The organism is Chitinophaga rupis (assembly GCF_900109685.1).
Lineage (GTDB): Bacteria > Bacteroidota > Bacteroidia > Chitinophagales > Chitinophagaceae > Chitinophaga > Chitinophaga rupis.
The window spans coordinates 240,799-264,272 of sequence record NZ_FOBB01000007.1 but is presented as its reverse complement, the minus strand read 5'-3'; the positions used below and the strand labels follow the sequence as shown (position 1 = coordinate 264,272).

The window sequence follows — 23,474 nt, the reverse complement described above, 5'->3', positions numbered from 1 at the left end:
AAACGCTTAACGCAAAATGCAGGCAGCGTTAAGCATTTAGCGCATTTTAAATCATTAACACGTGAAAAAAATAATAGGCTGGTTACATTTATGGCTGGGTATTTCCTCCGGGTTAGTGGTGCTGATAGTGGCATTAACAGGCAGTTTACTGGTTTTTGAAGATGAGCTGGACCCGCTTTTCCATCCTTCTTTCTTTTACGTAACGGCTCCTGCCGGCGCCCGCCCTCTGTCTGTAGATGCGCTGGCTAAAACCGTACAGGCGCAATACCCCGGTTATAAGCTCTATGATATTAATATAGAACAGGAGGCCAGCCGCAGCATGATCTTTGCCCTGCGCAAAAGCAAAACTGATGTGCTGGATGTAGCGGTGAACCAATACACCGGTACCATTGTTGAAGCGGTGAAGGAACAACGGCGTTTTTTCTATGTAGTACTGCAGCTGCACCGCTATCTGTGTATGGGCGCCGTGGGCAAAGTGATCACCGGCATTTCCTGCTCCATTTTCCTGATACTGGTGCTAACCGGGCTGGTATTGTGGTGGCCCAAACGTAATACCCGCAGGCAACGCATGCAGGTGAAATGGGACGCATCCTGGAAACGCCTGAACTGGGACCTGCATGCCGTACTGGGCTTTTATGTACACATTGTTATTTTCACCATTGCGCTGATGGGCCTTACCTGGAGCTATGAATGGGTGAATAACCTCATTTTCCTCACCTTTGATGGCAAGCCCTATAAAAAAATGACCGCCCCTAAGGTTACGCCTGCAAAGGTTATGCATACTGCTTACCTGGACCAGGTATTAGCTACTACCGATAGTTTGTTTGCCTACCATGGCCCCATTAAGATCCGCTTTTCTGAAAAGAAAGATGAGGCCATCACAGTAAGCCGGCAGAATACGGATGCTGCTGTGAGCAACATTACCAGCTTTGCTTATTTTGAGAAAGGCAGTGGCAAGCTGGTAAAAGTGCGCCCTTACGAAACGGAAAGCCGCGGCATGAAAGCCCGGAGGCTGGTGTACCCCATTCATACCGGCAGCCTGCTGGGCTGGCCTACCAAGATCATTGCCCTGATAGCGGCACTGGTGGCGGCTTCCCTGCCTATAACCGGTTTATGCATATGGCTGAACCGTAAAAAGAAAAAGCAACCTTCCAAAGCCGGCAAAAACAAGCTGCCGGACGATGTTCCACTGCTCCGGAAAGATTCCGTATCTTCCCCGGCAGGGATATCATGAACACAACCTTTAGCATAACTCCGCTGGGCGATAGCGCATTGATAATTGAGTGGGAACAAGAGATCACATTACCTGTGCATACACAGGTAATGCAGGCATTCCACCACCTGCAATCCCTGCAGCTGCCATATGTTACAGACCTGATACCGGCTTACGCTTCCCTTTCCGTGTTGTACGATGCTGTACAGGTAAGACAGGAAGCCAAACGCCCGGCCTTTACATGGCTCAAAGATCTGCTGACCACCACTTTGCAGCAAACCATCACTGTTACCACTCCTCCGCTCCGCCACCTGCAAATACCCGTATGTTACCACCCTTCGCTGGGGCCTGATATAACGGAAATGGCTAAACAAAAAAATATAAGCACCAATGATATTATAACCCTGCATACAGCCGCCACCTACACGGTATATATGCTGGGCTTTTTACCCGGCTTTCCTTATATGGGCAAAGTGCATAACACCCTGGCCACGCCCCGCTTAAAGCAACCACGCCTGCAGGTAGCTGCCGGCAGTGTGGGCATTGCGGGTGAGCAAACAGGTATTTACCCGCTGGCTTCCCCCGGCGGGTGGAATATTATCGGCCAAACACCCATACGCCTGTTTGATGCTGCGCTGGACGACCCCTGTTATTGCAGGCCCGGCGACCAGGTACAATTTGTGCCCATTTCCCTGGAAGAGTTTCAACAGCTAAGCATACAGCATGCATAAATCATTTAAATAAATGCTATGAGCATACGCGTACTACAACCCGGCCTGCTGGATACCGTGCAGGATACAGGACGAACCGGTTACCAGCACCTGGGCATTAACCCCACCGGGGTAATGGACCGTGTAGCCATGTACGTAGCTAACAGCCTGGTGGGCAATGCACCTGATGAAGCGGTGATAGAAATGCACTTTCCTGCTGCGGCATTGTTGTTTGAAGATTTTGCCATGATAGCCTTGTCCGGTGCGGACCTGGGCGCTATGGTAAACGAACAGCCGGTGCCTATTAATAAACCTGTGCTTATGACCCGGCAGGCCGTATTACATTTTACCAAACCGGTTAGCGGTGCCTGTACCTACATGGCTATACGCCATGGCCTGGCCTTAACGCCCTGGCTGGGAAGCTACAGCACCCATCTGAAAGCAGGCGCCGGCGGCTTCCAGGGCAGGTGCCTGCAAAAAAATGATGTGCTGCCTATGCGGCAGGTTACCCCGTATAACAAGCTATTACAGCAGCACCTGGCCCGTGAGCTGCCCTGGATGATAGGCGTGCGCGACCTGTACACTACCGGCGATCATATACGCATTACCAATGGCAACGGTTTTACCCTGCTGGATGCACATGCAAAGGAACAATTTACCAGCACGGCTTTTTCTATAGCTGCGCAAAGTGACCGGATGGGCTTTCGCCTGCAGGGGCCTTCCCTGAAAACGGCGGTAAAAACAGAACAACTGTCGGCCGGTGTTACCAGGGGTACCATACAATTGTTACCCAACGGACAGCTGATCATATTAATGGCCGACCATCAAACCACCGGGGGCTACCCGCGTATAGCACATGTAATTACTGCCGACCAGCCATCCCTGGCACAGCTGAAACCGCACCAGCACCTGCACTTTAGCCTGGTTACACAACAGGAAGCGGAAGACCTTTTAGTGCTGCAGGACCAGCGTTTGCAATTGCTGCAAAATGCCTGTAAATTACGGTTAGAAGAATGGCTTTCTCTTTATGGCTTACATTGATCTGAACTGCGACATGGGTGAAGGGCTGGATACTGACAGCGCTATTATGCCCTTTATCAGCAGCGCTAATATTGCCTGCGGCTACCATGCCGGCAACAAGGATACCATGCTGCATACCGCTACCCTGGCAGTACAGCATAAAGTAGCTATTGGCGCACATCCTGGTTTTGCCGATAAGGAAAACTTTGGCAGAACAGAACAGCACTTAACAGATAATGCTTTGTATGACCTGGTTACCACCCAGGTATATGCCCTGCAGGTAATATGCCGGTCCCTGCATGCGCCGCTGGTACATGTAAAACCACATGGCGCCCTGTATAATATGGCCGCCAAAGACGCTAACATGGCCCGTATCATAGCCAGAGCCATACATGATGTAGATAAAAAACTTTGCCTATTCGGGTTAAGCAACAGCCAGCTGATAACGGCTGCAAAAGCGGCCGGACTTAAAACCGCCAGCGAAGTATTTGCAGACCGCACCTACCAGGATGATGGCTCCCTGACACCCCGCAGCCAGGCCAACGCCCTTATAGACAGTGAGGAACAGGCCATACAACAGGTGCTGCAAATGGTAAACCAGCAAAAAGTGACTACCGTTAACGGGCATACGATACCGCTGACTGCAGATACCATCTGCATTCATGGCGATGGCGCACATGCTGTTGCATTTGCCCGTGCCGTGCATGCTGCCTTACATGATCACCACTTAACCATCCGCCATCCTTGAGCAAACAACGATCTTCCGCCCTGCTGGGCGCCGCTTTCCTGATGGCTACCTCCGCCATTGGCCCCGGCTTTTTAACGCAAACCACCGTATTCACCCAGCAGCTGGCAGCGGCCTTTGGCTTTGTAATCCTTATATCCGTACTGCTGGATATTGGCGCACAATTAAACATGTGGCGCATACTTACGGTAACGGATAAACGTGCGCAGGACCTGGCCAATGAGCTGTTACCCGGCCTGGGCTATTTCCTGGCTGCGCTGATCGTATTGGGCGGGCTGGCTTTTAACATTGGCAATATTGCCGGCTGCGGCATGGGTATGCAGGTATTAAGCGGCCTGGATACTACTTATGGCGCGCTGCTGAGCGGCGGCATAGCCCTGTTTGTTTTCTGGTTAAAGGAAGCCGGCAAAGCCCTGGATCATTTTGCGCGGTGGCTGGGTATTTTAATGGTACTGTTAACATTGTATGTAGCGGTAAGCTCCCATCCGCCCCTGGGCGCCGCTTTGCAGCAAAGCATATGGCCGTCTGTAATTGATACTAAAACTATTGTTACGCTGGTGGGTGGTACGGTTGGTGGTTACATCAGCTTTGCCGGCGCCCACCGCCTGCTGGATGCGGGCATTAGCGGTCCTTCGCATGTACGGTATGTGAATAAAAGCGCGGTGAGTGGTATTGTGATCACGGGCGTTATGCGCACCTTGTTATTCCTGGCTGCTTTAGGTGTTGTAACACAAGGCGCTTTGCTGGACAGCAGCAACCCGCCGGCATCCGTTTTCCGGTTTGCAGCCGGTGAGGTGGGGTACCGTTTTTTTGGTATTGTAATGTGGAGCGCAGCTATTACTTCTGTGGTGGGCGCTGCCTATACCTCTGTTTCCTTCTTAAAAACATTCCATCCTTTTATTGCTTTAAATGAACGCTGGTTCATTTCCTTTTTCATTGTATTCTCTACGCTGGTATTTATCCTGGTAGGGCAGCCGGTAAAACTGTTGATCATGGCTGGCGCGCTCAACGGGCTGATATTGCCGGTAGCCCTGGCCGTGGTATTGCTGGCCGCTACCCGCAAACGCTTAATGAACGGTTATCGCCATCCGGTATGGATGCAGGCGGCGGGTTGGCTGGTGGTAGTGGTGATGGGGTGGCTGAGTGGAGTTACTATCTGGAAATGGCTGGGGTTTTAATTGACAATTCGTAATTTTCGCAATTTTATGCGTCAACTTTCTGCCGGTTTTCTTTTTGCTATGTTATGGGCTTCTGCTGCAGTGGCTACCAAATTTGGTATCCGGGATGCAGATCCGCTGATATTGGCAAACGTACGTTTTCTGGTAGCCGGCCTGCTTATGTTATGCTATGTGTATGTATTGCGCAGAGATAAACAATATGCCTTACCGAAAGGAGCCGAATGGGGCCATCTGATCATTTTTGCCCTCATGAACACCACTATTTACCTGGGTTGTTTTGTATTGTCTATGAAAAAGGTATCTGCTGGCATTGGCAGCCTGTCTACCGCTACCAGCCCGCTTTTCATTATGCTCATTTCCGCTATCTGGGTAAAAAGAAAGCTGCGCTGGTACGAGATCATAGGCGTTATCCTGGGATTAGCCGGCGTGGGCCTGGCCACGTACCCTCTGCTGCAGGACAGTCATGCCTCCCTTGACGGTTTAGCTATTTTGCTGTTTGGAATGGTATCGGTATCGGTTGCTACGGTGTACTATAGCCGGGTACAATGGAAGCTGCCCAACATTGTAATTAACGGGTGGCAGGTATTGCTGGGTGGCTTACTATTATTACCATTTACCGGTTTTGCGGCACATTTCAGCACTACCCGTTTAACGCTCACCTTCTGGGCATCTGTATTCTGGCTGATTGTACCGGTATCTATTATTGCCTTACAGCTATGGTTTTACCTGGTGAAGCAGGATGCGGTAAAAGCTTCTTTCTGGTTATTCCTGTGTCCCATTTTCGGTTTCATATATTCTTCCCTGTTATTACATGAACCTATTACTGCTTATACCTTTGCTGGTACAGCATTGGTGATAGGCGGCCTGTACCTGGCACAAAGAGAAAAATTTACCCGTAAAGCTCAATAGGCCAGCAGCTCCCGGATAGCGGCTTCCACCTTTTCCGGTGTAGGCAGCATAGCGCTTTCCAGCGTTGTATTAATGGGAATAGCCGGCAGGTTAAGTGCGCCCAGCGTAAACACCGGCGCATCCAGCTTACGAAAACAGTTTTGCTGTATGCGGGCGGCCAGCGCCTGCGCAAAAGAGTTATTTAATTGTTCTTCCGTAAGCACCAGGCATTTCCCATGTTTATTTACGGTGTCAAATACCAGGGCTTCATCCAGCGGGTATAAGGTGCGCAGGTCAATAATCTCAACGTTACCGGGAAATGCTTTGGCAGCGGCTTGTGCCCAATAAACACCCATGCCGTAAGTGATAATGCAAAGGCTGCTGCCCTGCTGCACATCTTTAGGGTGGGCCTGTAATGCGACCCTGCCTTTGCCCAGCGGTATCATATAATCCTTATCCGGCTCTATGGTCATAGCATCCTGGGTACCGGGCACCTTGCTCCAGTACAGCCCCTTATGTTCCAGCATTACTACGGGGTTAGGGTCCAGGAAGGCTGCTTTCATGAGGCCTTTCATATCGGCGCCATTGGAGGGGTACACCACTTTAATACCTTTAATGCTCAGCAAAGTGGTTTCTATACTGCCGGAATGGTAAGGCCCACCGCCGCCATAGGCGCCAATAGGTACGCGGATCAATGTTTGCACGGGGAACTTACCGGCGCTTAAATAACAGGATTTGGATATTTCAGTAACCAGCTGGTTAAAACCAGGATAGATATAATCAGCAAACTGCACTTCCACAACAGGCTTTACCCCTACTGCTGAAAGCCCTGCTGTAGCGCCAATAATATAGGCTTCCTGTATGGCCGTGTTATACACACGGTGATCTCCAAACTTTTCCGCCAGGGTAGCCGCTTCACGAAACACGCCTCCCAGGCGGCGCCCTACATCCTGTCCGTAAAAAATAGCTTCGGGGTATTGCTGTAATATTTCTTCCACTGCATGCAGAGCGGCATCTACCATCACCACCTTGCTGCCATTTGCAGGAGTACGTGTGCCTGTTTCCGTTGTTACGGCAGCAGGTGCAAACACATGCTCCTGCACGGTTTGCGGGTCCGGTGCTGCAGCTTCCACGGCTATTTCAAAAGCAGCGGCAATAGTATGTGCTGTTTCATCATCAATGGCAGCCAGCGTGGTTTCTTTAATACCTTTTTCCAGCAGCAGCTGCCGCAATTGAGGCAAAGGATCGCGGCGGTCATGGGCAGCCAGGTCCTCTGCCGATCTGTACCATTCTTTGCGTACGCCGGAGGTATGGTGGCCCAGCAAAGGCACGCTGGCCTGCACCAGTATAGGTTTTCTTTCTGTGCGTACATAATGAATGGCGGCTTCCATGCCCTGGTAACTTTTTTCAAAATCGCTGCCATCTATACGCATGCGCTCCAATCCTTTGAACCCGGCGGCATATTCATATGCATCCATTACACGGGTTTCCGCTGCGGTGGCAGAAATGCCCCATTCATTATCCTGTACCAGGTAAATAATGGGCAGCTGCCATAATACAGCGCATTGCCAGGCTTCGCTTACCTCTCCCTCTGTTACGCTGCCATCGCCTAAAGAGCACAATACAACGGGCAGCTCACCGTCCGGGCCTTTACGTAATTTACCGGAGTTTGTTTTTTCCAGGTAGCTAATGCCCTGGGCCATACCGGTGGCGGGTATTACCTGCATACCGGTGGCGCTGCTCTGGTGAGGGATGAGCGGCCGGTCATCCCGCCGGCTGCTGGGATGGCAGTAATAAGAGCGGCCGGCTGAAAAAGGATCATCTGCTTTTGCCAGCAATTGCATCATAAGCTCCTCAGGGGAGAAATCCATAGCCAGCAGCAGGCTATCGTCGCGGTAATAGGGACTAACATAGTCCCATGGCTGCAATTGCAGGCCGGTGGCTATTTGTATGGCTTCGTGGCCGCCAGAGGTGGAGTGTACATACTTGCAGGTGGAGCGGTTAGCTTCATAAGTGGCGGCCATGTGGCGGGCCAGGCGCATTAACCGGTAGGCCTTCAATAATAAAGCTTCCTGGTTGCCGGAGCGCTCCTGCCCATTGGCAGGGGTTTTTAAAGTTGGAACGCTTGTATTATCTTTAAACATGTAAAATTGTTTTGGTGTAAGCTATTCCCTAGAAAATAATAGTTGCTATAACAACTATTGCTACTGCAAATTACTGAATATGCCCGATACTTACGTCAGTAATCCATCTTTTTTTAAGCTGGATGCTACTTTGAAAAAGATCCGCAACTATTGGCAAAAGAGCTTTGATGCCCAGCAAAAAGATTTGACTGTGGACCAATGGTTATTGCTGGAAAACCTATACAAGCATAAAAAGATCACCCATAACGAGCTGGCCCGTTTAACCTCAAAGGATATTACGACGGTATCGCGTATAATAGAGCTGATGGTAAAAAAGGACCTGGTGCTGCGGGAAGGCGCCACCAGCGACCGGCGCAAGGTGTTTTTACAGCTTACCCCTGCCGGCATTGAAAAGTATAAGGATGTGCGTCCCCTGGTGCTGGAAATGCGTAAAACGGGGTGGAAGGATCTGACTGAAAAGGATTATATGGAATTAACCAGGATACTGGATGTTATTTACAGCAATATACCCTAAACCAGGGATTCATATGCTGATGTGCCGGTATTGCACATCAGCATATGAATTTTATTTCACCATAAACTCCAGCAGGCTGTCGTTCTCAATAAAGGCTTCCAGGTTGTCCCCAATTTCTACCGGCCCCACTCCTACCGGTGTGCCGGTAAAGATGAGATCTCCGATGTTGAGGGTAAAGAATTTTGAAATGTAGGCTAACAGGAAATCGAATGTAAAGATCAGGTGCTTAGTGTTACCCTGCTGCACGATCTCTTTGTTCTTGTACAGGCAAAAGTTGATATCCTTTTTATCTGTTTCGGGAGTAAGGGGAATGAACTTCCCTACTACAGCGGAGTTATCAAATGACTTGGCGATCTCCCAGGGCAGGCCTTTTGTTTTCTGCTTATCCTGCAGGTCGCGGGCGGTAAAGTCAATGCCTACGGATATTTCATTATAATATTTATCGGCAAATTTTTCCTGTATGTGCTTACCATTCTTGCATACACGCAGCACCAGCTCACATTCATAGTGGAGGTTATCCGTAAAATCAGGATAATAAAAGGGGTGGTTATTCTGTAACAATGCGTTTTTGGGCTTCATAAACAACACCGGCTCTGTTGGCACCTCATTATTGAGTTCTTTGGCGTGTTCAGCATAGTTTCGTCCAACGCAAATAATCTTCATAATGCGTATTTTTAAAGGTTAAATAATATGGCCTCTGCTGCCGTTACTACCCGGCAGAAGGGAAAGTCAGATTATTATAAGTATTCATAGTTCTTTCAATGCCAATAGTAGCAAAGCTTTCAATGATCTCTACTGATTTTTCGATCTTCTGCTGCACCAGCGGCTCCTCTTTCTGCTCCCATCTGCCCAATACATAATCCACCTGCTGGCCTTTCGGAAAATTATTACCGATGCCAAAACGCAGGCGTGGATATTGATTGGTACCCAACAGCTCCTGGATGCTCTTTAAACCATTATGCCCGGCATCACTACCTCCGGGGCGCAGGCGCAGTACTTCCAATGGCAGGGCCAGCTCATCCATTATGACCAGTAAATTTTCTACCGGGATCTTTTCCTTATCGATCCAGTACTTCACCGCTTTACCACTCAGGTTCATAAAAGTGGTGGGCTTTATAACCACAAAGGTTTTTCCCTTCCACCTGCATTCCGCCACATCCGCCAAACGGCCATTGGCAAATACGCCGCTATGTTTAGCCACAAAAGCATCTACAACATCAAAGCCTATATTGTGGCGGGTGTGATGGTATTTATCACCTATGTTGCCTAAACCGGCTATTAAGTATTTCATTTAAGATACCCGGATATTCCGGCTGTTTAAATTACAATCAAAAATAGAAATTTAATCTGCATACATCCTATTAACATCCTATTCATCAGGAATGAAAAAAAGCCCCGGTCTCCGTTGTACCGGGACCGGGGCTTTTGCGGAAATATTTGCAAAAGAAATATTATTTCTTCTTAGCGTCTTTTTCAGCGTTGGCTTCGTCCTGACGTAACTGACGAGTCATAACTACAGAAGCGATCGGAATACGGGGAGAGTTCAGGATCTCCAGGTTTTCGTCCTTTACATCTTCTACGCGGATGTTAGCATTCAGATCCAGGTTGTCGATGTTCACTTCAATGTTCTCACGCAGGTGCTTAGGCAGGGCCTTTACTTTCAGCGCTTTCATTTTTACTACCAGTTTACCGCCGGCTTTTACACCTACAGACTGGCCTACCATTTTCAAAGGCAGGGTGGCTACTACTTTCTTGTCTTCTACCAGTTCCAGAAAATCTACGTGTGACAGCTCATCTGTTACTACATCAAACTGTTTGTCTTTCAGGATGCATCTGTAAGTTTTGCCATTCACGTTAATCTGGGCCAGCTGGAAGTCAGGTGTATACACCAGGTCTTTAAAAGCCTTTGCCGGAGCGGAAAAGCTCACGGTATCAGCACCCCCATAAATAACGCAAGGCACTTGCTCCTCAGAACGAAGTTGGCGGGTGGCTTTTTTGCCTAAGTCGCTCCTGAGTTGTCCTTCGATGGTTATTGTTTTCATTTGTTAAACATTTATATAAATTAATAAAACGCTTACATTCCTCTCCGCTGGCTATGTACAAACAGGCTGGTAATAGACTTGTTCTCGTACATATTGCGGATGGCCACTGCAAAAAGCTCTGCTACACTGATCACTTTGATCTTTGAACTTTCCTGTTTCAAAGGCATGGTATCACATACCACCAGCTCTTTTAATACAGAATTTTCAATATTCTCATACGCCTTGCCGCTTAATACCGGGTGTGTACAGAAAGCCCGCACACTTTTAGCACCTTTTTCTATCAGCAGGTTAGCCGCTTTGGTAAGGGTGCCTGCTGTGTCAATAATATCATCTATCAGTACAATGTCCTTATCTGTCACATCTCCTATCACCACCATAGATGCTATTTCATTTGCCCGTTTACGGTGTTTGTCGCAAATCACCATTTCTGCATTGAAATACGACGCTACTTCCCTTACCCGGTTGGTGCTTCCCACATCAGGGGACGCAAAGGTAAGGTTTTCCAGCCTCAAATTCTCAATATAGGGGATGAAAATTGCAGAGCTGTCCAGGTGATCCACGGGAATATCAAAGAAACCCTGGATCTGGGGAGCATGTAAATCCATGGTTATCACCCTGTTAGCGCCTGCTGAAGTAAGCAGATTAGCCACCAGCTTGGAGGCAATAGCCACCCTAGGTTTATCCTTCCTGTCCTGCCGTGCAAAGCCAAAGTAGGGGATTACAGCCGTAATATACCCCGCAGAGGCCCTTTTAGCCGCATCTATCATTAGCAGCAGCTCCATCAGGTTATCTGAGGGAGCATTGGTGCTTTGGATCAGGAAAACATAGTCACCGCGGATACTTTCCATGTACACCGGCTGGAACTCGCCATCGCTGAACTTCTGGATCTGTAACTTGCCTATACCATTGCCATAACGTTTGGCAATTTTCTCGGCTAATGCGGGGTTACTGTTGCCCGTAAAGATTTTAACTGTTGGTTGCATGATTGTGGTGGAAAAGAGGTTGCAAAACTATGACTTTTGAAGGGATCTGCCCCATTTTTTTTGCCGGGCCGGGCCATCCTGAACACTTTTGCACATTCGGCCAAGAGCAAATCCAGCAATAGCAGGGCTTTCAGGTAATTAATTGTAAGTGGCGGAATGTGGGGAAAAAGATTTTTTTTGCAATGGGGGAAGAGGTAAATTTGGATATGTGTGTGAATGTTAACCCGTTGTACGTCTCCATCCGAGATTGGGCCCCCGACGATCAACCCAGAGAAAAGTTAATTAAAAAAGGTACCGGTGCATTAAGCGATGCCGAGTTATTAGCCATTTTGCTCAATAACGGGCACAAACAAAAATCCGCGCTAACACTGGCGCAGGAAATATTACAGGCAGCCCGCAATAACCTTAACGAGCTGGGCCGGTTAAATGTACGGCAGCTTAAGAAACTAAAGGGTGTCGGGAATGCAAAAGCCGTTACCATTATAGCAGCTATGGAACTGGCCCGGCGCAGGCAGGCAGGCTCCCTGCTGGAAAAAAAAGTAATATGCCGGGGCGCAGATGCGGCACTGTTCTTTAAACCGCTTTTAAGCGACTATGCCCATGAAGCCTTTTTTGTAGTATACCTGAACCATAACTGCCGGGTGTTACATTACCGCTGCATCAGCAATGGCGGCATGTGCAGCACCATTGTAGATCCTAAACTAATTTTTAAAGAGGCATTGGAGCTAAGCGCTTCCCGGTTGCTTTTATGCCACAACCATCCCTCCGGCAGCCTCTCTCCCAGCTTTGCAGATATAGGGCTTACCCGCAAGCTTAAGGAAGCCGGTAAGCTATTTGACATTGATGTTATGGACCACATCATTGTTTCGGAAGCTGGTTATTACAGTATGGTAGAAGAAGGCACTATGGTATAAAGCACTTTTTACATAGTTAAACTTTTGGATATAATAATTCCCTTTTTCCTTACATTCGCAGATATTTCATTCTAACCCGTATTTCATTCTTATCTGGTATGTTGAAAATTGGAATTTTTGGTGTTGGACATTTAGGGAAGATCCATCTTTCCCAGCTGGTAACTATGAAGGATGTAGAAGTAGTAGGGTTTTATGATCCCAGCAATGCCAATGCAGCCAGTGTAGCAGAGCTATACCAGATCCCCCGGTTTACCATTGCTGAAGAACTGATACAGTTAGTAGATGCCATTGATATAGTAGCCCCCACTACCCTGCACTTTAAACTCTGCGAAATAGCCCTGCGCAACGGCAAGCACATTTTTGTAGAAAAACCCATGACCAATACGATGGATGAAGCCAAAACACTGGTGAAACTGGTGGAAGAGGCTAATGTAAAATTCCAGGTGGGGCATGTAGAGCGTTTTAACCCGGCCTTTCTGGCGCTGAAGAGCTATAACCTGAAGCCCATGTTCATAGAGGTACACCGCCTGGCTGAGTTTAACCCCCGGGGTACAGATGTAAGTGTGATACTGGATCTGATGATCCACGATATAGATATTGTACTCAGCATTGTGCAATCCACCATCAGCCGTATTTCTGCCAGTGGCGTAGCAGTGATGAGCGATACGCCGGACATTGCCAATGTGCGCATTGAGTTCCATAATGGCTGCGTAGCCAATCTTACCAGCAGCCGCATTTCCCTGAAAAAAATGCGCAAAATGCGCCTGTTCCAGAAGGATGCCTACATTGGTATAGATTTCCTGGATAAAAAAACAGAGATCATTAAGCTGAAAACACCGGAAGATGAAGGGTTATTTACACTGGACATTGAAACCAACTCGGGTAAAAAGACCATTGCTATTGATAACCCGGAAGTAAAACAGTCGAACGCCATTCGCATGGAGCTGGAGCTATTCCGCGACAGCATTCTGCAAAACAAACCGGTAGCAGTGAATGTAATTGACGGCCTGCAGGCCCTGGATGTGGCTCACCAGATATTGCAGAAGATCGGTAAGAACCAGTCTACCCCTACCTCCTGATTTTAGATCTTAGATTTACGATTTTAGATTTGGGAGAGGTTGTTAGCCTGAAAATTCGTAATTCGTAATTAAAATTTACTGCCTTAACAGCGCCTCTGCAATCACCAGATCCAGCGGACGGGTAATTTTTATATTCCGGTCTTCTCCGGGTACCAGGTGTATAGGGTGACCCAGTTTCTCTACTACCGTAGCTTCATCTGTAAATAATGGATCATAAGGCAGGGCAAAGGCCGGCAAAAGCTGCTCTGATAAAAAGGTTTGGGGTGTTTGTATGATCTTGAACTGCTCCCGGTTTACGGCCTTATTGCCGGCGGCATTTGTTTCCCGCACACTGTCTTTCATGTCTATTACCGGTATAGCATTGCCGTGCAGCAAGGTTTGCTCATAACAGTGACGTACCAACGCAGCTGTTAATAAAGGGCGTACGCCATCATGCACAAATACTACCGCATTATCCGGCACTTGCTGTAAACCATTCTGCACAGAGTGGAAGCGGGTTTCCCCGCCTTTTACCAGGGTAACCGGTGGTGGCGCAGGAAAGCTGTTCAATACCTGTTGGGCAGGTGCAAAATGCGTTTCCGGCACTACCAGCACCACCTGCATATCTGCATAGGCGTTGATGAAAGCAGCTATGGTATGGTATAATACCGGCTTGCCAGCCAGCTCCAGGAACTGTTTGGGAACAGCAGCACCCATGCGGGTACCGGAGCCGCCTGCTACTATAATGGCAATTTTTTTGCGCTGCTGCATAGTGCTAAAACAGGTATGAATGTAAAAAATTACACGAATCCGTGGAGGTAAAACCTGCACAAATTCGTGTAATCATCTTTAAAGCTAAATATTTAACTGCTTACAGGATCAGCATGGCATCGCCATAGCTGAAGAAGCGGTATTTCTCTTTAATTGCCTGCTGGTAAGCTTCCATGATCAGGTCGTACCCTGCAAAGGCGCATACCATGATCAACAGGCTGGTTTTAGGCAGGTGAAAGTTGGTCACCAGCGCATTGGGAATAGAAAAATCGTAGGGCGGGTGAATGAAGGTATTGGTCCAGCCTTCAGCTGCCTTTAAGTGATTTTGCGCGGTTACGGAAGATTCTACAGCCCTTACGGTAGTGGTACCAATGGCGCAGATCTTACGGTTTTCGTCCTTGGCCTTGTTCACGATCTTTACGGCGTATTCCTCAATATGGAAGTACTCTGCATCCATTTTGTGTTTGCTGAGGTCTTCCACTTCAATGGGCCGGAAAGTACCTAAACCGGTATGCAGCGTTACTTCTGCAAACTTCACCCCTTTAATTTCCAGGCGTTTGATCAGCTCACGGCTAAAGTGTAAACCTGCGGTGGGAGCGGCTACTGCACCTTCGTATTTTGCATATACGGTCTGGTAACGCTCTTTGTCCTCATCTTCAGGCTTACGTTTGATGTACTTAGGCAGAGGCGTTTCACCCAGGGTGTCCAGCACTGCCTTAAACTCATCATCATTGCCTTCAAATAAAAAGCGGATGGTACGGCCCCTGGAAGTAGTGTTATCAATAACTTCTGCTACCAGTGATTCATCGTCTCCAAAATACAGCTTGTTACCTACACGTATTTTACGGGCAGGGTCTACGATCACATCCCACAGGCGGTTCTGCTTGTTCAGCTCACGTAGCAGGAATACTTCTATTTTGGCGCCGGTTTTTTCTTTACGGCCATACAAACGTGCAGGGAATACCTTGGTGTTGTTCACCACCATTACATCCTTATCGTTGAAATAACCGATAATGTCCCTGAAAACTTTGTGCTCAATTTTCCCGGTGGCACGGTTAACCACCATTAAACGGGATTCATCTCTTGATTTGGAAGGGTGCTGCGCGATCAGATTTAAAGGAAGATCGAACTTGAATTGCGATAATTTCATATTACGGTATGAATGAATTTAAAGGTTGCAAAGGTATTAATAAGTGTCAAGGATACCAAAAAAACATTCTCAAAATTGTAAAACAACTATTTATGCATAAATGTTTTTAGGAATGGCGGCAATCAGCTGTTTTGTATAGGCACTTTCCGGATGATCATACACCTGCCCTGCCGGACCGCTTTCCACAATTTTGCCTTTGTTCATCACCATCATCCGGTCACTCATAAACCGTACCACGGATAGGTCGTGGGAGATGAAGATATATGTAAAACCATATTCTTCCCGCAGGCTGATCAGCAAATTCAGCACCTGGGCCTGTATGCTTACATCCAGGGCAGCTACAGATTCATCGCAGATAATAAAGGATGGGTGCAGCGCCAATGCCCGGGCAATGACCACACGCTGACGCTGCCCGCCGGAAAACTCGTGCGGGTAACGGTAAAAATGTTCGGGGCGCAGGTTCACCTTTTCCAGCAATTCCAGCACTTTTTGCTTACGGTCCTGCTCCCGTCCGTATAATCCATGCACCAGCATGGGCTCCATAATGGCCTGCCCAATGGTGAGCCGCGGATTCAGGGAGGAGTACGGATCCTGGAAAATGATCTGCATATCCTTGCGGAGATCGCGCATGTCTGCGGCAGATAAGGTGGTAAGCTCTTTCCCTTTGTAAATAATACTGCCGCCGGTTGGTTCTGCCAGGCGGAGCAAAGTTCTGCCCAGGGTAGTTTTACCACAGCCGGATTCCCCGACCAGTCCCATTGTTTCCCCCTGCCGCACGGTAAAGCTTACATCATCCACTGCCTTCACCCAGCCCTTTACTTTACCCAAAAGACTGCGTTGGGCCGGGAACCAGGTTTGCAGGTTAGTTACCTCTAAAAAGGGCGGACTTTGCCGCAGCTGCTGTTCCCGTGCCACAAGCCGGGACTGCGGTATTTCAAGTTTATATACAAGCTCCTTTACGGCATAGTTCTTTTCACGGATGTTCCCCGTTGCATCCACCTCCATAAAATCTGCCGTAACGGGCAGCCGGTACAATTGTTTATCCAATGGGGGGCGGCAGGCCAGCAACCCTTTGGTATAAGGGTGCTGCGGATTACGGAAAATGTTCTGCACCGGTCCTTGCTCTACAATGCTGCCTTTATACATTACCACCACCTCATTGGCTATTTCGGCAATCACGCCCAGGTCGTGGGTAATAAAAACGATGCTCATGCCTGTTTGCTGCTGCAATTCTTTCAACAGCTCCAGGATGGCTTTTTGCACGGTTACATCTAATGCGGTGGTAGGTTCATCTGCAATTAAGAGCCGGGGCTGACAGCTGATGGCCATTGCTATCATAACCCGCTGCTTTTGCCCGCCGGACAATTCATGCGGATAGCGGTGCAATAGCTGCTCCGGGTTTGGGAGCCTTACCTGGTGAAATAAAGCAATGGTTTGCTGTTCGGCCTCCTTATAAGATACTTTTTTATGCAGGCGGATGGTTTCTGAAACCTGGGCGCCGCAGGTGTGCAGCGGGTTCAGGGAGGTCATAGGCTCCTGGAAGATCATGGCTATTTCATTACCGCGCCGGGTACGCATGTCTGCCGGGGAGAGTTCTAATAAGTTTACAGGGGCTTGTGCAGGTGCGTGGTAAAGAATATTACCCGCTGTTATTTTGCCGGGTGATTGTACCAGGCGCATCAGGGATAAAGCTGTTACCGATTTCCCCGAGCCAGATTCACCCACAATGCCTAAGATACCACCCCGGGGAATGTCCAGGAAGATGTTGTTCACCGCCTTTACGGCTTCCTGTTCTACTGCAAACGTTACGGTGAGGTTCTGAATAGACACCAGCATGCAGTAATATACGATTTTAGATTTTAGATTTACGATTTTGGAAGGTTTACACTGCTGTTGGATCTACGCCCTTAAATACTACTGCGTTTATTCCTATTCATATGATCACATACCTATGCCCTAACTACTTCCCAAAAATCTAAAATCGTAAATCGTAAATCTAAAATCGTAGGTGCTTCACCGTTTGGTGGCTGTTGATCAGGTTTTTCAGGGAGTCGATGCCTATTTTCAGGTGACGCTCTACAAAGTTGGTAGTTACTTTCTTATCACTGTCCTCTGTTTTTACGCCTTCGGGCACCATGGGCTGATCGCTTACCAGCAGCAATGCACCGGTAGGAATTTTGTTGAAAAAGCCCACTGAGAAAATGGTGGCAGTTTCCATATCCACTGCCATAGCGCGGATGCGTTCCAGGTAGCGTTTAAACTCCAGGTCGTGCTCCCAAACCCGGCGGTTAGTGCTGTAGCAGGTACCGGTCCAGTAGTCGCAGCCATATTCCCGGATACTGGTGGAGATAGCCTTTTGCAGCGCAAAAGCCGGCAGGGCCGGTACTTCCGGCGGAAAGTAATCATTGGAGGTACCTTCGCCCCGTATTGCTGCAATGGGGAGAATGAGGTCACCAATATTATTCTTCTTCTTTAACCCACCACATTTACCCAGGAACAGTACTGCTTTGGGGCTGATGGCGCTTAGCAGGTCCATAATGGTGGCGGCGCCGGGGCTGCCCATCCCAAAGTTGATGATAGTGATATCGCCTGCAGTGGCACATTGCATAGGACGGCCCTGACCAATAATGGTGGCATCATTCCATTCTGCAAAAAGTGTAAGGTAATTACTGAAATTAGTGAGGAGGATGTGAGAGCCGAAATTTTCCAGCTTTTCTCCGGTGTAGCGTGGGAGCCAATTAGCTACAATGTCTTCTTTTGTCTTCATAGCCTTTTGACACGCAAATGTACACCTTTTTGGCCGTATTTTTTATGTTAGTTTTGTATTATGATCGCCATTGAGTTTCCTGCGCCTGATTTTAAGCTGGTACGTGAAGGCAACAAAGAGCTGATATTTGATACGTACCGCAAAAAATATGTAACCCTTACGCCGGAAGAATGGGTGAGGCAAAACTTCCTGAACTACCTCGTAAAAAGCCTGCAATACCCGGGTAAGCTCATTGGTATTGAAAAAGAGATCTACTTAGGCGAGCTGAAAAAACGCTGTGACATTGTAGTGTATAACCGTGCCATGCTGCCCTGGATGATCGTGGAGTGTAAGGAAATGAACGTGCCTTTAAGCCTGGCAACAGTAGAGCAGATTGCCCGTTACCATATGGTGTTACAAGCAGTTTACCTGGTGATCACCAACGGGGTGCATACTTATTGTTGCTTATACCAGCCGGACCAGGGGAAGTGGGAGTTTCTGGGGGAAATACCGGCATATATTTAATTACGAATTATCAATTACGAATTGGGCGGAACGCTGAATGCTTAATGCTGAACGCGAAAGCATAGCTTATAGTGCACAAAGTATAATGCCTAAGACAAAACACAATCAGCGTTTTGCCTTAGGCATTGAGCGTTTAGCATTCTTAATTGATTACGGGAATATGCCCAGCTGCTCGTATGCTGCGCCTACTTTATCAATAGCGCAAACATAAGCGGCGGTACGCATATCATGGATCTTACTGTTGGTGACCATTATTTCACGCACTTCATGTAAAGCGGCGTGCATGGTTTCTTCCAGGCCGGAATATACCAGGTCTACTTCATCAGCGCCATGGGCAATGAACTTTCTTTCCTGTTCAGAAACTTTTTTACCCGTCAGGTCTTCAATGGTGCTCAGGATGTGAATGTTCATATTCTCATCAAAGCGTTTGCCCAAACGGCCATAACGTACGTGGCTCAGGTTCTTTAACCATTCAAAGTAAGAAACCGTTACCCCACCGGCGTTCAGGAACATATCCGGTACTACGATGGCACCCTTTTTATTCAGGATCACATCTGCTTCCGGCGTTAACGGACCATTTGCTGCTTCCCCAATGATCTTAGCCTTGATGTTGGGCGCATTGTCTTTATGGATCACGCTTTCCAGCGCAGCTGGTATCAATATATCACAATCCATTTCCAGGCCGTCAGTATTCTTCTTTAAGTTGGTAGCGCCGGGGAAATTTACAATAGAACCGGTTTCATTGCGGTGTTTCAGCACGGCATCCGGGTCCATACCCTTTTCATTATAAATGGCGCCATCCCATTCGATCAGGCATACTACAATAGCGCCCGCTTCGTGGAAATATTTGGCAGCGTGGTAGCCCACGTTACCCATACCCTGTACAATTACCCGCTTACCTTCCAGGCCGGGCTCCAGGCCCAGCTTCTTCATATCTTCCTTAATATTACACAGCTCGCGCAGGCCATAGAATACGCCCATGCCGGTAGCTTCCTTGCGGCCACGTACCCCGCCCTGTGATACCGGTTTACCGGTTACACAACCGTAACCGTCAATTTCACCGGGACGTAAGCTCATGTAAGTATCCAGGATCCAGCTCATTTCACGTTCGCCGGTACCATAATCAGGCGCCGGTACATCCACACCGGGGCCAATGAAGTTCTTCTTCACCAGCTCTGCGGTGTAACGGCGGGTAATATTTTCCAGCTGAAAAGGGCTGTAGTTGCGGGGATTGATCTTAATACCCCCTTTGGCGCCGCCAAAAGGCACATTCACAATAGCGCATTTGTAGGTCATCAGCGCGGCCAGGGCCATCACTTCGTCCTGGTTCACCTCCTCACTGAAACGGATACCACCTTTACAGGGCAGCTTGTGATGTGAGTGCTGTACGCGGTAGGCTTCTATTACTTCAATGGTATCACCCACCCTTACCGGGAATTTAATACGGTACACTGCGTTGCAGGCTTTGATCTGCTCCAGGATCCCTTTTTCCCATTTGGTGAATTGCGCAGCCTTATCGAAGCTTCGTTCTACGCTTTCAAAGAAATTATAATGCTGATCTTGCGACATAAAAAATTGTTTTGGAAAGTATTGCTTTGGTTATGATTTAGACTGTTGTTGGTGTTCCAGCTTAGTGATCTTCCGATCCAGCCGTATGAGGTATAAAATAATCCCGATAAAAATAATCACCAGCACTACTACAACTACATAAATTTTGCCATTGCTGCGCAGCATTTCATTCACAGGGCCGGTTTCGGTATTCTGCTGTTGTGCCTGTGCTAACAGGGAAGTAAACAGTAAGACCAGGGTAGAAAAAAAGTAAGATGCTCTTCTGTTGATCATTTAAAAATATTTTTTAGCTCTAGTCTTTTATAACGTGCCAGCAGGGTGTAGATCCATACGCTTAGCAGGGTCCAGCCAATAAAGGCAGGGTAAAATACCATCATTAATGTGCCATCTGTATCCTTTGACTTAAACCCCGGGCTGCTGGCGCTGCCGGGATGCAGGGAATCCACCATGCGGGGAATAATATAGGTCAAGGGTATTAAGAGCGCAAAGGCAAAAATATTATAAATGGCAGATACCCGTGCCCGCTTGTCAATGTCTGTAAAGGACATGCGCAGCACCAGGTAAGCCAGGTAAATGAGCAATGCCACCGCGGTTGCGATCTGCTTGGGATCATTGGTGAGGGTGCTGCCCCAGGTGTAGGTGGCCCATAATGAGCCGGTTACAAACCCCATGAGCCCAAATAATACGCCTACATTGGCTGCACAACTGGCCAGTATATCTTTTTTCAGATCGTATTTGGTGAGATAAAGGATTGAGTTGGCAACGGAGATGGTGAATAAGGTGTACATGCACACCCACATAGGTACGTGAAAGAAGAGATTGCGCGTGGATTGCTGGTTATTTTCTATGGCCGGCACCTTTACCAGGAACCCGGCTATGATCGTATACAGCAGCAATAGTACCGCCAGCGCTTTCCACCAATGTTTTGCCATTTTTTCGTCAGCTATATTGGGGGCAAACCTACAGGTTTTATCACTAATCACAAAATTGGAGAGGTAGTTGGTAGGAAGGGGGTTGTTAATCTTTCCATAAAAAAGGGAACAGGATCATGGCCAGGCCAATGATCAGCACATCCATACCTATGAGCAGCAGGAACATATTAAGCAACCCGGGCTGGTATACCGGCACAAAGGCAGAGCGGGCAATGTTGGCCAGCATCATCAGCAAAGGCATCATGATGGGGAAGCCCATAATGGCCATGAGCGCTGCATTCTGGTTAGCCTGGGCTGCAATGGCCGCCAGCATGGTGAATAACAGCGACAGGCTAATGCCGCCCAGCATAACCACCCCTACAAAATACCATACATTAATAATGGGATTGCCTAAAAATACAATGCAGCTTACCAGGGCTATAATGCTCATAATGGCCATCAGCAGCATATTATACAGCAGCTTGGCGGCTATAAAGTAACGCGGATGCACCACAGAATAAAAGTATAGCAGCCTGCCGCGGCTTTCCTGCATAAAGCTTTTGGCGATGGCATTTACAGATACAAACAGCTGTACTACCCAGAACTGTGCATTCCAGATCTGCTCTTCGGGTTTGCCCATCATCATATTGATCACAAACACGGTGGAGATAATATATAACAGTATGCCATAGAATGCATATTTCTGGCGCAATTCCAGCACCAGGTCTTTTTTAACCAGGGTAAGTGTTTGATGAAGGGCGGCCATATGGGGGGTAAAGATAAGCGATTAGCTGTTAGCTATTAGCTTTTAGCTGTTGGCTTTTAGCCGTTACTCATTAGCTAAAAGCTAACAGCTAATGGCTAACAGCTAATAAGTATTATATTCGCTCCCTAACAATCACAACTGCATGCAAAAGATACTGGTAGCTAACCGGGGAGAAATAGCTTTACGAGTAATGCGTTCTGCAAGGGAAATGGGCATACAAACCGTGGCGGTATATTCAGAAGCGGATCGTACCATGCCATTTGTACAATATGCTGATGAAGCTGTGTGTATTGGCCCCGCGCCCTCCAACCAGTCTTATTTACTGGGTGATAAGATTATAGCAGCAGCTAAGCAAACCGGCGCTGATGCCATCCATCCCGGTTACGGTTTTTTGAGTGAGAATGCCCGTTTTGCCCAGTTGGTAGCGGATGCGGGCCTTATCTTTATTGGCCCCAGCGCGCAGTCCATTGAAATAATGGGTAGCAAGCTGGCCGCAAAACAAGCAGCGCAAAAATTTGGCGTACCCATGGTACCGGGCACGGAAACGCCGCTACGCAGCCTGGAAGAAGCACAGGAAGTGGTAAAAAAAACCGGGTTCCCAATCCTCATCAAAGCCTCTGCAGGTGGTGGTGGTAAAGGAATGCGGGTTGTAAATAATGAAAATGAGCTGGCAGAGCAGATCCGGCTGGCCAAAAGTGAAGCGCTGAATGCTTTTGGGGATGATGCCGTGTTCATTGAAAAATATGTAGGCGCACCCCGGCATATTGAAATACAGATCGTGGGCGACCAGCACGGCAATTATGCATACCTGTTTGAGCGGGAGTGCAGCATACAGCGCCGGCACCAGAAGCTGATAGAAGAGGCCCCCTCCTCCTGCCTTACGCCTGCTATACGCGCGGCCATGGGCAAATGCGCCCTGGATGTGGCCCGCGCCTGCCAGTATTATGGCGCCGGCACGGTAGAATTCCTGGTAGATGAAAGCCTGAATTTTTACTTCCTGGAAATGAATACCCGCCTGCAGGTGGAGCACCCGGTAACTGAAATGATCACCGGCCTGGACCTGGTAAAAGAGCAAATTCGTATAGCCAGGGGCGAAACCCTTTCCTTTACACAGGAAAGCCTGCAAATAAACGGGCATGCCATAGAGCTACGCATTTGTGCAGAAGACCCGGCCAATAATTTTTTACCGGATACAGGCACCCTTACTACCTACATTCGCCCGCAGGGCTACGGGATACGGGTAGATGACGGGTATGAGCAGGGTATGGATATTCCTATTTATTATGATCCCATGATCGCAAAGCTGATAGCCTGGGGCAGTGACCGGGAAGAGGCGCGGCTGCGGCTGATCCGCGCTATTGAGGAGTATCATGTAAAAGGTATCCGCACTACACTGCCCTTTGGCCACTGGGCCCTGCAGCAGCCTGCTTTTATTGAAGGGCAATTTGATACGGGCTTTATTGGCAAGTATTTTGCACCAGAGGTGCTGCGCAAAACGGATGATGCAGCCACACGTGCAGCAGCCATCCTGGCGGCGCAGATATGGGAGGAAAGCCGGATTGGACAAGTACCTTTGCCTGTTACTGCGGCAAATGGCAGCTGGAAGAAAAGAAAAACCTTAAGATAA

24 protein-coding genes are annotated in these 23,474 nt (G+C 48.2%); 11 read left to right on the top strand and 13 right to left on the bottom strand.

Annotated elements, in window-relative coordinates; genetic code table 11:
- The first annotated feature begins 61 nt into the window (after nt 1–61).
- From BMZ54_RS24095 to BMZ54_RS24070, 6 genes are read left to right on the top strand one after another with little or no spacing between them, the layout of a single operon-like run.
- On the top strand, nt 62–1,234 hold the full coding sequence (locus tag BMZ54_RS24095) for a PepSY-associated TM helix domain-containing protein (protein ID WP_089918256.1): 1,173 nt from the start codon (nt 62–64) through the stop codon (nt 1,232–1,234).
- On the top strand, nt 1,231–1,944 hold the full coding sequence (gene pxpB, locus BMZ54_RS24090; protein ID WP_089918254.1) for a 5-oxoprolinase subunit PxpB: 714 nt from the start codon (nt 1,231–1,233) through the stop codon (nt 1,942–1,944). Before BMZ54_RS24095 ends, pxpB begins: the two co-directional genes overlap by 4 nt.
- An 18-nt stretch (nt 1,945–1,962) precedes the next feature.
- Nucleotides 1,963–2,964: a 5-oxoprolinase subunit C family protein gene (locus BMZ54_RS24085; RefSeq protein ID WP_089918252.1), complete on the top strand. Its 1,002-nt coding sequence runs from the start codon at nt 1,963–1,965 to the stop codon at nt 2,962–2,964.
- Nucleotides 2,951–3,691: a 5-oxoprolinase subunit PxpA gene (locus BMZ54_RS24080; RefSeq protein WP_089918250.1), complete on the top strand. Its 741-nt coding sequence runs from the start codon at nt 2,951–2,953 to the stop codon at nt 3,689–3,691. Before BMZ54_RS24085 ends, BMZ54_RS24080 begins: the two co-directional genes overlap by 14 nt.
- A complete protein-coding gene (locus tag BMZ54_RS24075; protein ID WP_238386675.1) occupies nt 3,688–4,866 on the top strand; it encodes an NRAMP family divalent metal transporter in 1,179 nt (392 codons plus the stop codon). The genes BMZ54_RS24080 and BMZ54_RS24075 overlap by 4 nt, the downstream gene beginning before the upstream one ends.
- Nucleotides 4,867–4,893: 27 nt before the next feature.
- Nucleotides 4,894–5,775 carry a DMT family transporter gene (locus tag BMZ54_RS24070; protein WP_089918248.1) on the top strand — a complete coding sequence of 294 codons (882 nt, stop codon included), beginning with the start codon at nt 4,894–4,896 and terminating at the stop codon, nt 5,773–5,775.
- Here BMZ54_RS24070 and BMZ54_RS24065 read toward each other — a convergent pair.
- Entirely contained in the window at nt 5,769–7,898 is a 2,130-nt protein-coding gene (locus tag BMZ54_RS24065; RefSeq protein ID WP_089918246.1) for an alpha-ketoacid dehydrogenase subunit alpha/beta, read from the bottom strand. The genes BMZ54_RS24070 and BMZ54_RS24065 overlap by 7 nt on opposite strands.
- A 79-nt stretch (nt 7,899–7,977) precedes the next feature.
- Here BMZ54_RS24065 and BMZ54_RS24060 point away from each other — a divergent pair, with 79 nt between their 5' ends.
- The gene (locus tag BMZ54_RS24060) at nt 7,978–8,412 is read left to right on the top strand and encodes a MarR family winged helix-turn-helix transcriptional regulator (RefSeq protein WP_089918245.1); all 435 of its coding nucleotides are present in this window, start codon (nt 7,978–7,980) and stop codon (nt 8,410–8,412) included.
- Nucleotides 8,413–8,463: 51 nt separating this feature from the next.
- Here BMZ54_RS24060 and BMZ54_RS24055 read toward each other — a convergent pair whose 3' ends face one another.
- The 4 genes from BMZ54_RS24055 to BMZ54_RS24040 form a co-directional block, all read right to left on the bottom strand.
- Nucleotides 8,464–9,075, bottom strand: coding sequence for a fumarylacetoacetate hydrolase family protein (locus BMZ54_RS24055; RefSeq protein WP_089918243.1), 612 nt, complete (start codon nt 9,073–9,075; stop codon nt 8,464–8,466).
- A gap of 46 nt (nt 9,076–9,121) precedes the next feature.
- On the bottom strand, nt 9,122–9,703 hold the full coding sequence (gene pth / locus BMZ54_RS24050) for an aminoacyl-tRNA hydrolase (RefSeq protein ID WP_089918241.1): 582 nt from the start codon (nt 9,701–9,703) through the stop codon (nt 9,122–9,124).
- A 160-nt stretch (nt 9,704–9,863) separates the two neighbouring features.
- On the bottom strand, nt 9,864–10,454 hold the full coding sequence (locus BMZ54_RS24045; RefSeq protein WP_089918239.1) for a 50S ribosomal protein L25: 591 nt from the start codon (nt 10,452–10,454) through the stop codon (nt 9,864–9,866).
- Between the two features lie 32 nt (nt 10,455–10,486).
- A complete protein-coding gene (locus tag BMZ54_RS24040) occupies nt 10,487–11,437 on the bottom strand; it encodes a ribose-phosphate pyrophosphokinase (RefSeq protein ID WP_089918237.1) in 951 nt (316 codons plus the stop codon).
- 206 nt (nt 11,438–11,643) lie between these two features.
- Between BMZ54_RS24040 and radC the strand changes: the two genes are divergently transcribed.
- Entirely contained in the window at nt 11,644–12,351 is a 708-nt protein-coding gene (radC, locus tag BMZ54_RS24035) for a RadC family protein (protein WP_089918509.1), read from the top strand.
- Between the two features lie 98 nt (nt 12,352–12,449).
- Entirely contained in the window at nt 12,450–13,430 is a 981-nt protein-coding gene (locus BMZ54_RS24030) for a Gfo/Idh/MocA family protein (RefSeq protein ID WP_089918236.1), read from the top strand.
- 75 nt (nt 13,431–13,505) lie between these two features.
- Here the strand turns inward: BMZ54_RS24030 and BMZ54_RS24025 are convergent, their stop codons facing one another.
- The 4 genes from BMZ54_RS24025 to BMZ54_RS24010 form a co-directional block, all read right to left on the bottom strand.
- Entirely contained in the window at nt 13,506–14,180 is a 675-nt protein-coding gene (locus BMZ54_RS24025; protein ID WP_089918234.1) for a 2-C-methyl-D-erythritol 4-phosphate cytidylyltransferase, read from the bottom strand.
- A gap of 100 nt (nt 14,181–14,280) precedes the next feature.
- Nucleotides 14,281–15,330 carry a tRNA preQ1(34) S-adenosylmethionine ribosyltransferase-isomerase QueA gene (gene queA, locus BMZ54_RS24020; RefSeq protein WP_089918232.1) on the bottom strand — a complete coding sequence of 350 codons (1,050 nt, stop codon included), beginning with the start codon at nt 15,328–15,330 and terminating at the stop codon, nt 14,281–14,283.
- A gap of 90 nt (nt 15,331–15,420) precedes the next feature.
- Nucleotides 15,421–17,166 carry an ABC transporter ATP-binding protein gene (locus BMZ54_RS24015; RefSeq protein WP_089918230.1) on the bottom strand — a complete coding sequence of 582 codons (1,746 nt, stop codon included), beginning with the start codon at nt 17,164–17,166 and terminating at the stop codon, nt 15,421–15,423.
- A 160-nt stretch (nt 17,167–17,326) separates the two neighbouring features.
- A complete protein-coding gene (locus tag BMZ54_RS24010) occupies nt 17,327–18,097 on the bottom strand; it encodes an AMP nucleosidase (protein ID WP_089918229.1) in 771 nt (256 codons plus the stop codon).
- Between the two features lie 60 nt (nt 18,098–18,157).
- Here BMZ54_RS24010 and BMZ54_RS24005 point away from each other — a divergent pair, with 60 nt between their 5' ends.
- Nucleotides 18,158–18,601: a type I restriction enzyme HsdR N-terminal domain-containing protein gene (locus tag BMZ54_RS24005; RefSeq protein WP_089918227.1), complete on the top strand. Its 444-nt coding sequence runs from the start codon at nt 18,158–18,160 to the stop codon at nt 18,599–18,601.
- Nucleotides 18,602–18,751: 150 nt separating this feature from the next.
- Here BMZ54_RS24005 and BMZ54_RS24000 read toward each other — a convergent pair whose 3' ends face one another.
- The 4 genes from BMZ54_RS24000 to BMZ54_RS23985 all read right to left on the bottom strand — a co-directional run bounded on the left by BMZ54_RS24000 (nt 18,752) and on the right by BMZ54_RS23985 (nt 21,847).
- The gene (locus BMZ54_RS24000; protein WP_089918225.1) at nt 18,752–20,170 is read right to left on the bottom strand and encodes a Glu/Leu/Phe/Val family dehydrogenase; all 1,419 of its coding nucleotides are present in this window, start codon (nt 20,168–20,170) and stop codon (nt 18,752–18,754) included.
- A gap of 30 nt (nt 20,171–20,200) precedes the next feature.
- Nucleotides 20,201–20,443: a CcmD family protein gene (locus BMZ54_RS23995; RefSeq protein ID WP_089918224.1), complete on the bottom strand. Its 243-nt coding sequence runs from the start codon at nt 20,441–20,443 to the stop codon at nt 20,201–20,203.
- Nucleotides 20,440–21,102, bottom strand: coding sequence for a cytochrome c biogenesis protein (gene ccsA / locus BMZ54_RS23990; RefSeq protein WP_089918222.1), 663 nt, complete (start codon nt 21,100–21,102; stop codon nt 20,440–20,442). The genes BMZ54_RS23995 and ccsA overlap by 4 nt, the downstream gene beginning before the upstream one ends.
- 85 nt (nt 21,103–21,187) lie before the next feature.
- Nucleotides 21,188–21,847: a heme exporter protein CcmB gene (locus BMZ54_RS23985; protein ID WP_089918221.1), complete on the bottom strand. Its 660-nt coding sequence runs from the start codon at nt 21,845–21,847 to the stop codon at nt 21,188–21,190.
- Nucleotides 21,848–21,989: 142 nt separating this feature from the next.
- Here BMZ54_RS23985 and accC point away from each other — a divergent pair, with 142 nt between their 5' ends.
- Nucleotides 21,990–23,474, top strand: coding sequence for an acetyl-CoA carboxylase biotin carboxylase subunit (gene accC / locus BMZ54_RS23980; protein ID WP_089918219.1), 1,485 nt, complete (start codon nt 21,990–21,992; stop codon nt 23,472–23,474).

Coding starts and splice junctions, on each gene's coding strand:
- BMZ54_RS23995 (WP_089918224.1), bottom strand. CDS start 20,443: ATGATCAACAGAAGAGCATCTTACTTTTTTTCTACCCTGGTCTTACTG.
- pth (WP_089918241.1), bottom strand. CDS start 9,703: ATGAAATACTTAATAGCCGGTTTAGGCAACATAGGTGATAAATACCAT.
- BMZ54_RS24080 (WP_089918250.1), top strand. CDS start 2,951: ATGGCTTACATTGATCTGAACTGCGACATGGGTGAAGGGCTGGATACT.
- BMZ54_RS24000 (WP_089918225.1), bottom strand. CDS start 20,170: ATGTCGCAAGATCAGCATTATAATTTCTTTGAAAGCGTAGAACGAAGC.
- BMZ54_RS24055 (WP_089918243.1), bottom strand. CDS start 9,075: ATGAAGATTATTTGCGTTGGACGAAACTATGCTGAACACGCCAAAGAA.
- BMZ54_RS24060 (WP_089918245.1), top strand. CDS start 7,978: ATGCCCGATACTTACGTCAGTAATCCATCTTTTTTTAAGCTGGATGCT.
- pxpB (WP_089918254.1), top strand. CDS start 1,231: ATGAACACAACCTTTAGCATAACTCCGCTGGGCGATAGCGCATTGATA.
- BMZ54_RS23985 (WP_089918221.1), bottom strand. CDS start 21,847: ATGGCCGCCCTTCATCAAACACTTACCCTGGTTAAAAAAGACCTGGTG.
- BMZ54_RS24040 (WP_089918237.1), bottom strand. CDS start 11,437: ATGCAACCAACAGTTAAAATCTTTACGGGCAACAGTAACCCCGCATTA.
- queA (WP_089918232.1), bottom strand. CDS start 15,330: ATGAAATTATCGCAATTCAAGTTCGATCTTCCTTTAAATCTGATCGCG.
- BMZ54_RS24070 (WP_089918248.1), top strand. CDS start 4,894: ATGCGTCAACTTTCTGCCGGTTTTCTTTTTGCTATGTTATGGGCTTCT.
- BMZ54_RS24085 (WP_089918252.1), top strand. CDS start 1,963: ATGAGCATACGCGTACTACAACCCGGCCTGCTGGATACCGTGCAGGAT.
- BMZ54_RS24005 (WP_089918227.1), top strand. CDS start 18,158: ATGATCGCCATTGAGTTTCCTGCGCCTGATTTTAAGCTGGTACGTGAA.
- BMZ54_RS24010 (WP_089918229.1), bottom strand. CDS start 18,097: ATGAAGACAAAAGAAGACATTGTAGCTAATTGGCTCCCACGCTACACC.
- BMZ54_RS24025 (WP_089918234.1), bottom strand. CDS start 14,180: ATGCAGCAGCGCAAAAAAATTGCCATTATAGTAGCAGGCGGCTCCGGT.
- radC (WP_089918509.1), top strand. CDS start 11,644: ATGTGTGTGAATGTTAACCCGTTGTACGTCTCCATCCGAGATTGGGCC.
- accC (WP_089918219.1), top strand. CDS start 21,990: ATGCAAAAGATACTGGTAGCTAACCGGGGAGAAATAGCTTTACGAGTA.
- ccsA (WP_089918222.1), bottom strand. CDS start 21,102: ATGGCAAAACATTGGTGGAAAGCGCTGGCGGTACTATTGCTGCTGTAT.
- BMZ54_RS24045 (WP_089918239.1), bottom strand. CDS start 10,454: ATGAAAACAATAACCATCGAAGGACAACTCAGGAGCGACTTAGGCAAA.
- BMZ54_RS24030 (WP_089918236.1), top strand. CDS start 12,450: ATGTTGAAAATTGGAATTTTTGGTGTTGGACATTTAGGGAAGATCCAT.
- BMZ54_RS24065 (WP_089918246.1), bottom strand. CDS start 7,898: ATGTTTAAAGATAATACAAGCGTTCCAACTTTAAAAACCCCTGCCAAT.
- BMZ54_RS24015 (WP_089918230.1), bottom strand. CDS start 17,166: ATGCTGGTGTCTATTCAGAACCTCACCGTAACGTTTGCAGTAGAACAG.